Genomic DNA, 11,818 nt, shown 5'->3' on the forward strand with positions numbered 1-11,818 from the left:
TGTACGATTTATTACACATTATGGATTAAAAAAAGCTCCGTGAAGGAGCTTTTTAGAATTCAATTTATGCGTGTTACTAGTCTTTATACCAGTGTTTAAAGTCTACTTTTTGGTGTAAAATACCCGCAAGTTCAGCGATTTTTACCCGTTTTTGTTCCATCGTATCGCGGTCGCGAATGGTTACCGTATCGTCTTCGAGTGTATCGTGATCAACGGTGATACAAAATGGAGTTCCGGCTGCATCCTGACGGCGGTAGCGGCGTCCCACGGCATCTTTTTCGTCATAAACCACGTTGAAATCCCACTTCAGCTCATTGATGATGCGCTCTGCAACTTCAGGCAGGCCGTCTTTTTTAACCAAAGGTAAAATCGCGGCCTTAACGGGTGCAAGTATCGCCGGAAGCTTAAGCACGGTACGGGTTGATCCGTTTTCCAGCTCTTCCTCTTCCAATGCTTTGGAGAAGACAGCCAGGAACATACGGTCAAGACCTATCGAGGTTTCTACCACATAAGGCACGTAGCTTTCGTTCAATTCAGGATCGAAAAACTGCAGTTTTTTGCCGGAGAACTTTTCGTGCGCCTTAAGGTCAAAATCGGTACGGCTGTGAATACCTTCAAGTTCTTTAAACCCAAACGGGAAGTTGAACTCAATATCTGCCGCGGCATTGGCATAGTGTGCCAATTTCTCGTGATCGTGGAAACGGTAATTTTCTTCACCCAAGCCCAAAGACAGATGCCATTTAAGACGGGTTTCTTTCCAGTGCTCGTACCATTGAAGCTCTTCGCCGGGACGAACAAAAAATTGCATTTCCATCTGCTCAAACTCCCGCATTCTAAAGATAAACTGGCGGGCCACGATCTCGTTTCTAAAGGCCTTTCCGGTTTGCGCGATACCAAAAGGAATTTTCATCCTTCCGGTTTTTTGAACGTTCAGGAAATTCACAAAAATTCCCTGAGCCGTTTCCGGTCTCAGATACAAATCTGTTGCGGTATCTGCCGAAGCGCCCAGTTTAGTACCAAACATAAGGTTAAACTGGCGTACATCGGTCCAATTTTTTGAGCCGGTATCTGGATCTGCGATTTCGAGTTCTTCAATCAGGGCTTTTACATCGGCCAGATCTTCGGCTTCCAGCGAGCGGGCCATACGCTTCAGCACACGGTTTTGCTCCTCACGATAGCGGATTACGCGCTCGTTTGTGGTTACAAATTCTTCTTCATTAAATTTATCACCAAAGCGTTTTTTGGCCTTATCGATTTCCTTTTGTGCTTTCTGATTCAGCTTTTCGGCATAATCTTCTATAAGCACATCGGCGCGGTAACGTTTTTTAGAATCTTTATTGTCAATAAGCGGATCATTAAAGGCATCTACGTGTCCGGAAGCCTTCCACGTTGTGGGATGCATAAAAATCGCGGCATCAAGTCCCACGATATTTTCGTGCATTTGCACCATACTTTTCCACCAGTATTCGCGTATGTTTTTCTTGAGTTCGGCCCCGTTCTGACCGTAGTCGTAAACGGCGCTCAGGCCTTCATATATTTCGCTACTGCCAAAAATATAGCCGTATTCTTTTGCGTGTGATAATACCTTTTTAAAGTGATCTTCCTGTGCCATTTGCGTTGAATTCTCGGTTTGCTGTTTAAAACGGATTCTGCACGACTTAACCGGTGCAGAAACAAGGGCGTAAAAATAAAAAAATAAGCGTCAACGATGCCGATATGACGGGATTTGTTGAGAAAATACGAAATACGAAATACGAAATACGAAATACGAAATACGAAATACGTTATTTAAGAACAGAGAACAGAGAACAGAGAACAGAGAACTAAAGGGTGAGAAGTAAGAGGTGAGTGGTAAAAGGTGAAAAGGAGGAGAAAGCAATTTTACAATTCCACTTTTTTATAGGTTAAGAAAACAGCAAACAGCAAACAGCAAACAGCAAACAGCAAACAGAAAACAGAGAACAGAGAACAGAGAACAGAGAATCAAAGGGTGAGAAGTAAGAGGTGAGTGGTAGAAGGTGAGAAGGAGGAGAAAACAATTCCACTTTTTTATAGGTTAAGAAAACAGAAAACAGAGAACAGAAAACTACTCCAGTTCCAGAACGCTGTTGCTCAATAGGCGGTCGTTTTCAAACAGGTTTACCCGGTAGATTCCCGGTAAGAATTCTTCACGCGCCGGGTTGATGTAAACACACGAGTTGATCTCTTCATTGCGGTAGTTAATCTCCTGATAGGCGCTGTAAATGAGGATGTTTTCACCAAATTCGAGCGAAACATGCTCGCCAATAACGTTGTTGCGCGGGTCAATCACCTGAATGTAAAAGTCATGATTGCCCGGTTTACCCAGCGCATTGGCATTTACCGTATAGCAAATTTCCAGTTTATCGATACGAGACACCCGGTCATTGGGCACGGTTTTACCACTTCGACGCATAATCACACCTTCAGCTTTAAACTTACTTACGGTGAGTTGGGAGCCTTTGGCTAAATCATCCTGCAGGGCTTTGTTTTGTTGTTCGAGTGAGTCGCGCTGCACCACGGTTTGATCAAACGCAGCTTTCACATCCGATTTTTGAGAGACCAGCAACGCATTTTCGAGCATCAGGCTGTCTGTTTTTTTGCGTAAGGCATCACGTTGCTGCCTTAGAAGACTGAGTTCGCGACGGTAGGTCTGCAGGGTAGCCTGGGAATTTTCGGCGGTTTCCAGGCGCAGGAGCAGATTTTGAATGCGGTTGCGCGCTTCGCGTAGCTCAGACGTAAGTACCTTATTGGTTTGTAGTTCGGCGTTATAGTTTACGAGCAAATCATTGAGTTCGTCGCGTAGAATCGCTTTTTCTTCGGATAGCGCTGTTTTGTTTGCGGTGAGTTCGTTATAAAATTTATAAGTATAGGCTCCTAAACCCAGAAGCAGCAAAAAGAGAATGCCGATAAGAATCTTTAAAGCGTTGTTATTGCGAGTGGTACTCATTAAGCCTATTTTGATATCTTAGTGCGAAAGTTATAATTTTTAATCAAAAGCGCAGTGCGGTCTTTGCTTAAACTCTTTTTTCCGGACCAGTGCCAGGCCTGTGACGCACTTTTGAGCCGTGGTGAAACCCTGCTTTGCACCGCCTGCAGACACAACCTGCCTGTAAATCATTTGCACCATACAACGTACAACCCCATCAAAAAAGTATTGTACGGCCGGGTAAGTTTAGAACTGGCAACCAGTTTGTTTTATTTTGATAAGAAAAGCGGCGTACAGCAGCTGATACACAACCTCAAATACCGCAATCAGGAACAGATCAGTGCATTTTTAGGAGATTGGCTGGGTGCCGAATTGGCGCAGGTGGAAGCTTATGAAGCTCTGGATGTTGTAGTGCCAGTACCCCTGCACGCCAGCCGGTTAAAGGAGCGCGGGTACAATCAGGTTGCAGGTTTTGGTGAGCGCATCGCGAAAGCTTTACAGATTGACTATAACGACGGGGTTTTATATCGAAAAAAGGCAACCAAGACTCAGGTGTTTACAAACCGCGGGGGAAGAAGTACCGAGGTAATCGATTCCTTTGGCATAACCGAAGATCAAAGCCTTAAAAACAAACACATCCTTTTGGTAGATGATCTCATTACCACCGGAGGCACGCTCGAAGGATGCGCGCTCGCCTTGAATGGGATTGAAGGAATCAAAATCAGTGTAGCGGTAATGGCAATAGCCAACTGATTAAGGCGTTTTAGCAGGGGTATTCCCATTAAATTAATTGTTATTTTTGCCGCTATGTTTAGAAAAGGCTTACAGGTATTTATCGCATTGGCTTTGCTGCTGCTTGTTGTGCAATGCGCAAAAAAGGGAACACCTACCGGTGGACCCAAAGATGAAACCCCTCCGGTTCTTGTGCGTGCAGAACCGCCTAACTATACCACCAACTTCAACAGTAAGGAAATACGTATCTACTTTGACGAGTACATCAAACTCAAAGACCTGAATAAAAACCTCATTGTCTCGCCACCTATGAAAACCCCGGCTACTATCACTCCGATGGGTGGGGCTTCAAAATACATAGACATTGAGATTATGGATACCCTGTTGCCCAACACAACCTATGTGTTCAATTTTGGCGAAAGTGTGGTCGATAACAATGAAGGCAATCCGTTTTCGTTTTTTAAATACGTGTTTTCAACGGGTGATTATATCGATTCATTAACCGTTACCGGAGTGATACGCGATGCCCTGCTCAGTAAGCCCGATAATTACGTTACGGTGATGCTGTACGAAGCAGATTCTACCTATACTGATTCATTGATTTATAAAGAGGTGCCGCGTTACGTGACCAATACGCTTGACAGTAGTGTGGTCTTTGAATTGACCAACGTCAAGGCCGGTCGCTATAAACTGGCAGCTTTAAAAGATGAAGCCAGTAATTATACCTTTCAGCCCGATAAGGATAAGGTAGCTTTTTACGACGGTTTTATCGATGTGCCTACAGATTCGGTTTATGTATTGCGTCTGTTTAATGAAGAATTACCGGCTGAAGCAGGCCGGCCTAAACAGGCTGCTGCCCAGCGGGTGGCAATCCCGTATATTGGCAATCCCGATAGCATTAGTGTGAACCTAATCAGTCAAAAGCCGGAAAGTTTTGAGCGCTTTATCAGCAATGTGACCACGCAAGATTCTCTGCAGTACTGGTATAAACCTCAGGTCGAGACCGATTCGCTGATCTTTCAATTTAAATCAAGGGAGATAGACACGGGTTACGTGCGCCTGCGCCGCGGTCTGAAGATAGATTCCCTGCAGGTACAGCAGGCCACGAGTACACTCATTCTTGAAGAGCCGCTTTTTTTCAATTCTACCGTACCTCTGGTTGCAGTAGACACTTCTAAAATAAGCATACGTAAAAAGGATTCGACTTTTGTAGAGAATTTTAAAATCAGGCTTTTACCCGAAACGCTTCAAATGCAGATGGACTTTAAAACGGCTGAGCTGGAGAATTATGAAATCATGATGTTGCCTGAAGCGCTTACTGATTTCTACGGAACGAAAACAGATACGTTGCAATTTAGAATTAGTACCAAAGAATATGCAGATTACGGCGATTTTAGTCTCACCCTGCAAAATGCGGCGCCAGTGCAGCATATTGTTCAGCTCGTGACCGAAAAAGGAGAGGTAAAGCGCGAACGTATAGGCAAAGTGGGGGTCACGGTGTTTGAGTTTGACCGCATTGAGCCCGGTAAATATTACGCCCGCATTATTGTAGATCTTAATGCAAACGGGCGCTTCGATACCGGAAATTATTTAGAACAAAAACAGCCCGAAGAGGTGATTTACTATCCCGATGTGCTGGATATCCGGTCTAACTTTTCCCAGAACGAAACCTTTATTCTGACCCCGCAATAGTTTAAAGATCAATACTGAAATGATCCCGGTCTGCCAGAAAATTGAGTTGGTTACGGGTTTCTTCCAGGTGCTCTTTAGATAATGTGGCGTAGATGGTTTGCTCTTTAGCTTCCGCGAAAGCTAAAGTGGCCCCGAGACTGTCGTAAATACCGCTGTAGCCGTTATACTCGTAGCCGTTGCCGTCCAGTCCCACACGATTTACGCCAATGCAATAGCTCATATTTTCTATAGCGCGGGCCTTGAGCAGCGTGTCCCATGCAAAAACGCGTTTTTTGGGCCAGTTGGCTACATAAATAAGCGCGTCGTAATCTTCCAGATTGCGCGCAAAGGCCGGAAATCGCAGGTCGTAACAAATTTGTAAAAGCAAGTTCCAGCCTTTGTAGTTGACGATGACTTTCTCCTTGCCCCGGTTATAAACTTTATCTTCCCCGGCCAAAGTAAAGGTATGGCGCTTGTCATAGGAGGTTACGTTGCCCTCAGGGGTGACAAAGTAAAACCGATTATAATAGTTGCCATCCTCTTCAATCATCAGACTACCCGCAAGGGCAGCTCCGGTTTCTAAAGCTTTGGTTTTCATCCAGCCGAGCATTTCCCCTTTATCAGCACGACCCTGCGGACTCATACTGAAGCCGGTAGCAAACATTTCGGGAAGGACGATGAGGTCTACCTTATGGTCGAGTTCGCTGATTTTCCGGTCAAAATAGTTGCGGTTTTCGGCGGGGTTTTCCCAGGCGAGATGGGCTTGTATGGCGGCGATGTGAAGGTTCTCTTTCATAAGGTGCAAAAATACGAAAATGAAATCTCCAATAGCGATTTTCTCCCTCGCGTTAAGGATTGTAGTGAAAATCCCGCACGGCGCTTTTTTCGCCGGAGGAATTGAAACGGAAAGCCTGCCTTTGCCGGCAGGCAGGCCTGACCCGCGACCGGCAGGGAGCGGGTAACGCCCAAAATAAAAAATGAAGTCATAAAAAAACCCTGCTTAAACTAAGCAGGGTTGGAATCTTAAATATACTATTATATATCTTAGTCGTGTAGAACGCGAACCTGCGCAGCTACCATACCTTTTCTTCCTTCTTCTTCGATGTACTCAACCTGATCACCTTCTTCTAATACTTCACCGTTAAGTCCGGTGGCGTGTACAAAGATGTCTTTGCCTGTGTCATCGTTAGTAATGAATCCGTAACCTTTTGATTCATTGAAAAATTTAACTGTACCTTTCATTATAAAATTGTAAAAATTAATATTGCCACAAAGCTACGTGTTTAATCGGCACGAGCGTTAGATAAATGTAAATTTATTTTTAAAAGTTGCTGATTGTCAGATTTTTTGGAGCGCGGATACCTGCAAATTGAAATTTAACCTCATTGTCAGGCAATTATTATTCTGCGCGCTTCTCTGATTTTGGTTTTGCCCGTTTGCGGCGTTCCTGCTGTTGCTGATATTCTTTCATTTTCATAATGTTATCCTTATCAAGCATGTAATCTTTAACCTTACGGTCTTTCCAGCGGTGGTACAGAAACATGGGCATCAGGATAAAAGCGACTGCCAGAATCGTGAGCCCTAAAAAGCGGTCACCGGTCAGCGTATCTGCGGTAAAATACCGCAGGTAAAAGCCGTAGCCCAGCGTGAGACAGAGTATGCAAAAAAGGATGATGATGAGGTTACGCATTTTTTAATTCAAGGTTTAAAGTCTGAAATTCAAAGTGCAAAGTTCAGGGTTTTTCGACTGTTCAACTAACCCAATGATGAATAACTTTTTCAGTTCAAATTTCACCTATTGCAGCTAACTATCTGCATAATGAATATTTTAGAATCTCAATGCCTGCTAAGCCCCCTTGGGGGGATGGGGGATTTAAAAATTCAAAGTGCAAAGTTCAGGGTTTTTTGTTAGTTCAACGAATTCAATACAAAAGAACTTGTTTCGATTTCAGATTTAAGGCTTAAAATTCAAGGTTAATTCTTTCCAATTTGGGTTAAAGGTTGGTTGTCGATAATAATCATCAACATTTTGACTAACTCAACAATCAATTACTTTCAAATAAATCATTCAGAATTCAGAATTCCTCATTCTGAATTGAAAAACTATTTCCTAGAAAAACTCACCAGCATACGACGGTAAGCGGTCAACAATTTAGATTTTGAGATAAAGCCATGGTACTTTCCGTTTTTAATTACGGGTAAATTCCATGCCCCGCTTTCCTGAAATTTTCGCATCACAGCTTTGGCCGAATCAGATTCCAGATAAATATATTCGGGCGCGGCGTGCATCAGGCTGCGTACTTCAGTCGTTTCGTATAAGCTGCTGTCAAACATAATTTCGCGTATGTCGTCAAGCGTAATGACGCCTACGAGTTCGTCCTCTTCATTAACCACAGGAAACAGGTTACGGGCCGATTTGGCCACGGCATTTGTAACCATTTCGCCCAAAGTCATATCGGGACGTACACGAATGAAATTCGATTCGATCACGCTTTCCACATTAAGCAGGGTAAGTACCGCCTGATCTTTATCGTGGGTGATGAGTTCGCCTTTAAGACCCAGCTCCATCCCATAAACCGAATGCGGCAGAAAATACCGGTTTATACCATAAGCAAGGGCAGCGGTGGTCATAAGGGGGATAAAAAGACCATAACCACCGGTAATTTCGGCAATGAGGAAGATCGCGGTAAGCGGGGCGTGAAGCACCCCGGCCAGCAAGCCGGTCATTCCTACCAGAGTAAAATTACTTTCAGAGACGTGAATGCCCTGTATGCCCAGATTGTTGACGACTTTGGCCAGGCAATTACCCATAACACTGCCCATAAAAAGCACCGGAGCGAAAATTCCGCCTATCCCGCCACCGGCAAAAGTAATGGCTGCGGCAATCACTTTAAAAAAGACCAGACCCGCAAGCAAACCAATCACGACCCAGATGTTGTCGAGATAATCATTAAAAAAAGTAGATCCCAGTGCCGGCACGGCTTTGCCTTCAAGCAACTGGTTAATCATATCAAAACCTTCCCCGTACAGCGGTGGAATGAAAAACAGTAAAACCCCCAGGCTTCCCCCGGCTATAAGGAGCCTGACGGTGGCCGATTTCCACCTTGTGTAAAATTTTTGAGTTTGAAAATACGCCTTGCTGAAATACACCGAAACCAAACCGGCAACAATGCCCAGAATTATATAATAGGGGAAATCTTCAATACTGAAAGCATCTTTTAACGTAAAAGGCAAAATCGTGTCAGAACCAAAAAAGAAATACGAAGTAAGAATCGCCGAAAGGGAGGCCAGCAAAAGCGGCATAAGTGATAATAAGGTCAGGTCAAGGCTAAAAACTTCCACAGCAAAAATAATGGCGGCGATGGGAGCTTTAAAGATGCAGGACATCGCCCCGGCAGCGGCACAACCTAAAAGAAGGGTACGATGCGCCTGGTCCATATGAAAAATACGGGAGAGGTATGAACTCATCCCGGCACCGGTTACCACTGTGGGACTCTCCAAACCTACCGAACCCCCAAAACCTACGGTTATAGGTGCGGTTATGAGTGAGGCATAAGCCTGGTAATTGCGCAACAGTCCTTTCCTTTTAGAAATTGCGCGTAAGGTTGCGGGCACCCCATGACTCATAGGGTTGCGTATCACAAATTTTACAATGAGTACCGTTATGGCCAGACCAATAATGGGAAACAGAAAATAAAAACCGTAACGGTAATTTTCAACCAGGCCTCCTTCGAGCAGGTTTTGAATGACGTGCGTGATATTTTTGATCAGCACAGCGCCCAGACCGGCGAGCAGCCCCGTCATTGCACTTAAAAGATAGACAAAGGTAGTCTTTGAAATATGCTTATAACGCCAGGCGTGAAAGCGGTGAAGAAGCGGTTTTTTACCGGGCATGGTGGTTCTTTTTAAAGCTTCAAAAGTAACGGCTCAACTCGATACGCAAGGTAACTTTAGATACTTATTTTCAAAAAAAATCCCCGGGTTTTTTAAACCGGGGATTTGATGAAATCTAGATTATAAACCTAGCAATATTCGTTGAAGGCATCAATAAGATTGTCTGCGATAAGCTCTGCAGGACGGCCTTCTATATGATGACGCTCAAGCATGTGTACCAGTTCACCATCCTTAAATAAGGCCATTGAAGGCGAAGAAGGAGGAAAAGGTACCATAAAATTACGCGCCAGTTCGGTAGCCTCACGGTCTACACCGGCAAAAACGGTAAATAAGTTATCAGGAGTTTTGGCATTTTGTAAAGCCATACGCGCACCGGGTCTGGCATTTGCAGCAGCACAACCACAAACCGAATTGACCACAACCAGTGTAGTACCTTCTTTTTTCATAGCTGCCTGCACATCTTCTGTAGTATGTAATTCTGTGAAACCTACTGAAGTAAGATCTTCACGCATAGGTTTTACTAATTCTGCTGGATACATAAGTTCTGTTTTTTATTTTGGTTACAAAGATATAAAATAATAGTCGGGCAGTGGAGTCAAACCCTACGTAAGGAATGGGATTTTTATTTGGGCGTATCTTAGCCAAAGGTGCAAAGTCAGGCCTACCTATCGGCAAAGTCAGGCCTGCCTTTACCGATAGGTAGGCTTTCGGTCGTCGCTTTTTTACCCCTGCGGTTACCGAGTGATTGTACTTAGAAGAAAATTGAATCGAGGTCCCGCTCGGGTAAAAGGAGCTTCACAGGGCCTCAGTCCTTTATGCAGCCCTTAGAGGTTATACCGCTTCAAAAAGATAATTAGGATGTCAGAAATTTTAAATTCAAGAGCTGGCAATGAATTCATTGAATTAAATTTGTGAGGAAAAGCAACGAATATGAGTATAGAGGCCAAGAAGTTAGAGTTGATGAATCTCTTGTTGCAAACGCAGGAAGAGCGTGTGCTGTCCAAACTCAAGAAAGTTTTTGAGGAGGAAGAAACCGATTGGTGGAATAAGATTTCTGAAGAAGAACGGGAAGAAATCATAATAGGTATTAATCAGGCTGATACCGGCGACTTAATTCCCAATGCCGAAGTGAGGAAACACTTTGATAAATGGCACTGAAAATCGTCTGGACGCCACAGGCCGAGAGCGGTTTGGTTAAGGTTCTGGAATATTTAGAAGAAGAATGGACTTCTAATGAAATTTTGAATCTGGAGCAGAATTTAAATGAATTATTAAATCAAATTGCCAAGTACCCAAAGAGCTGTCCCGTTACTTCAAAATACAAGCACGTTCACAAAGGACTGGTTGATAAAAACAACTATATCATTTACAAATTTAACCCCAAAGAGGAGCGTATCGAGATCATCAATTTCAGAGGAACCAGACAAAAACCTTTAGAATAAAGTATTGGTTTATCAGTAGAAAACCGAATAGGGCTTTGGAGGTTTTACATGCTGCTTGCAAATCAAACTCAGGCCAATTGGAATTCAATTTTTCAGTTTCTCCAACTTTACATTAAAAAGCCTCAATCCTTTCCGCATTCGATAGCCGGTAACATTTTCAACATTTCACAGACTTACCTTTTGCAAAGACTTTATTGGCGACGCCATGTGTGTAATACACCGTCCCGATAGTTATCGGGATGACTTGAAAGTAAAAATTTATTTTTAGTCAATGCCTCTTGGGCTTGCCCCGAGGTAGTTTATTTTTGCAAGGATTTTTTAAAATTCCGGTAGGGTAACAACGTACCGGCAAAACAGGAATACATGATACGATGGATAGGAGCTATTATTGGTTTTGCCTACCGCGGATTTCTAGGCGCGGTGGCAGGCTACGTAATAGGCATGCTTATAGATAATTTATTTTTCAGCAAACAAAAAACAGGTCCGGCCTCAGGGCGCAGTCCGTTTGGAGGGCAACAAACAACGGTTACTCCCGGCGATTTTGAACTCAACTTGCTTTCGCTTTGCTCTCTGGTAATCAAGGCAGACGGGCAGGTGAGTCAGCGGGAGATGGACTATGTGCAGCAGTATTTTGTACAGGCTTACGGGAAAGAGCGTGCTAACGCGACCTTTAGAACCTTTAATGAGGTGGTTAAAAAGCGCGAAATCAATGCCCAGCGTATTTGCGCTTACCTCTCTCAGCGCACCCGGCGGGAAGTACGACTGCAAATCGTGCATTTTTTATTTGGGATCGCTCAGGCAGACGGCACCGTTTCGGCTTCAGAGGTTAATAAAATCTCTGAAATTGCAGGTTATTTAGGCCTCAGCCGTAATGAGTTTGAGGGCTTAAAAGCTATGTTCTTTAAAAACGCAGACAGCGCGTACAAAATTTTGGAGATCGACAAGTCGGCCACAGACGCCGAAGTTAAAAAGGCCTACCGCGAGATGGCCAAAAAATACCATCCTGATAAATTACAACATATGGATGAAGCCTACCGCGCCGGTGCCGAAGAGAAATTCCGCAATGTGCAAAACGCCTATGAAACCATTCAGAAAGAGCGGGGGATGTAAAACCTGAGAGCCGCAGAATTGC

Annotated in this window: 13 protein-coding genes; 6 read left to right on the forward strand and 7 right to left on the reverse strand. The window is 44.0% G+C overall.

Annotated features, from left to right (window positions below):
* Positions 1-76: 76 nt before the first annotated feature.
* Together ACSSS3_RS08215 and ACSSS3_RS08220 are read right to left on the reverse strand one after the other, a co-directional pair.
* On the reverse strand, positions 77-1,612 hold the full coding sequence (locus tag ACSSS3_RS08215) for a glycine--tRNA ligase (RefSeq protein ID WP_442847165.1): 1,536 nt from the start codon (positions 1,610-1,612) through the stop codon (positions 77-79).
* A 474-nt stretch (positions 1,613-2,086) separates the two neighbouring features.
* Positions 2,087-2,968, reverse strand: a complete 882-nt coding sequence (locus ACSSS3_RS08220) for a hypothetical protein (protein ID WP_442847166.1) — start codon at positions 2,966-2,968, stop codon at positions 2,087-2,089.
* A gap of 54 nt (positions 2,969-3,022) precedes the next feature.
* On the opposite strand from ACSSS3_RS08220, the gene ACSSS3_RS08225 reads away from it, so the two are divergent.
* Complete coding sequence (locus ACSSS3_RS08225) at positions 3,023-3,700, forward strand: ComF family protein (RefSeq protein ID WP_442847167.1); 678 nt, start codon at positions 3,023-3,025, stop codon at positions 3,698-3,700.
* A 54-nt stretch (positions 3,701-3,754) separates the two neighbouring features.
* Positions 3,755-5,371, forward strand: a complete 1,617-nt coding sequence (locus ACSSS3_RS08230; protein ID WP_442847168.1) for an Ig-like domain-containing protein — start codon at positions 3,755-3,757, stop codon at positions 5,369-5,371.
* 1 nt (position 5,372) lies between these two features.
* On the opposite strand, the gene ACSSS3_RS08235 is transcribed toward ACSSS3_RS08230, so the two are convergent.
* Complete coding sequence (locus tag ACSSS3_RS08235) at positions 5,373-6,146, reverse strand: amidohydrolase (RefSeq protein WP_442847169.1); 774 nt, start codon at positions 6,144-6,146, stop codon at positions 5,373-5,375.
* Between the two features lie 19 nt (positions 6,147-6,165).
* On the opposite strand from ACSSS3_RS08235, the gene ACSSS3_RS08240 reads away from it, so the two are divergent.
* Positions 6,166-6,312, forward strand: coding sequence for a hypothetical protein (locus ACSSS3_RS08240; protein WP_442847170.1), 147 nt, complete (start codon positions 6,166-6,168; stop codon positions 6,310-6,312).
* 82 nt (positions 6,313-6,394) lie between these two features.
* Here ACSSS3_RS08240 and ACSSS3_RS08245 read toward each other — a convergent pair whose 3' ends face one another.
* The 4 genes from ACSSS3_RS08245 to ACSSS3_RS08260 all read right to left on the reverse strand — a co-directional run bounded on the left by ACSSS3_RS08245 (position 6,395) and on the right by ACSSS3_RS08260 (position 9,783).
* Positions 6,395-6,592, reverse strand: coding sequence for a cold-shock protein (locus ACSSS3_RS08245; protein WP_099644402.1), 198 nt, complete (start codon positions 6,590-6,592; stop codon positions 6,395-6,397).
* Positions 6,593-6,749: 157 nt separating this feature from the next.
* Positions 6,750-7,040 carry a hypothetical protein gene (locus ACSSS3_RS08250; RefSeq protein ID WP_228228432.1) on the reverse strand — a complete coding sequence of 97 codons (291 nt, stop codon included), beginning with the start codon at positions 7,038-7,040 and terminating at the stop codon, positions 6,750-6,752.
* A 413-nt stretch (positions 7,041-7,453) separates the two neighbouring features.
* Entirely contained in the window at positions 7,454-9,244 is a 1,791-nt protein-coding gene (locus ACSSS3_RS08255; protein WP_442847171.1) for a chloride channel protein, read from the reverse strand.
* Positions 9,245-9,372: 128 nt separating this feature from the next.
* Positions 9,373-9,783, reverse strand: a complete 411-nt coding sequence (locus tag ACSSS3_RS08260) for a BrxA/BrxB family bacilliredoxin (protein ID WP_228228434.1) — start codon at positions 9,781-9,783, stop codon at positions 9,373-9,375.
* 391 nt (positions 9,784-10,174) lie between these two features.
* Here ACSSS3_RS08260 and ACSSS3_RS08265 point away from each other — a divergent pair, with 391 nt between their 5' ends.
* From ACSSS3_RS08265 to ACSSS3_RS08275, 3 genes are all read left to right on the forward strand, one after another.
* Entirely contained in the window at positions 10,175-10,402 is a 228-nt protein-coding gene (locus ACSSS3_RS08265; protein WP_442847172.1) for a hypothetical protein, read from the forward strand.
* Positions 10,393-10,686: a type II toxin-antitoxin system RelE/ParE family toxin gene (locus tag ACSSS3_RS08270; RefSeq protein WP_442847173.1), complete on the forward strand. Its 294-nt coding sequence runs from the start codon at positions 10,393-10,395 to the stop codon at positions 10,684-10,686. The genes ACSSS3_RS08265 and ACSSS3_RS08270 overlap by 10 nt, the downstream gene beginning before the upstream one ends.
* A gap of 363 nt (positions 10,687-11,049) precedes the next feature.
* Positions 11,050-11,796: a TerB family tellurite resistance protein gene (locus tag ACSSS3_RS08275; protein ID WP_228228435.1), complete on the forward strand. Its 747-nt coding sequence runs from the start codon at positions 11,050-11,052 to the stop codon at positions 11,794-11,796.
* Positions 11,797-11,818: the final 22 nt, after the last annotated feature.

The organism is Leeuwenhoekiella sp. H156 (assembly GCF_052218455.1).
GTDB lineage: Bacteria > Bacteroidota > Bacteroidia > Flavobacteriales > Flavobacteriaceae > Leeuwenhoekiella > Leeuwenhoekiella parthenopeia.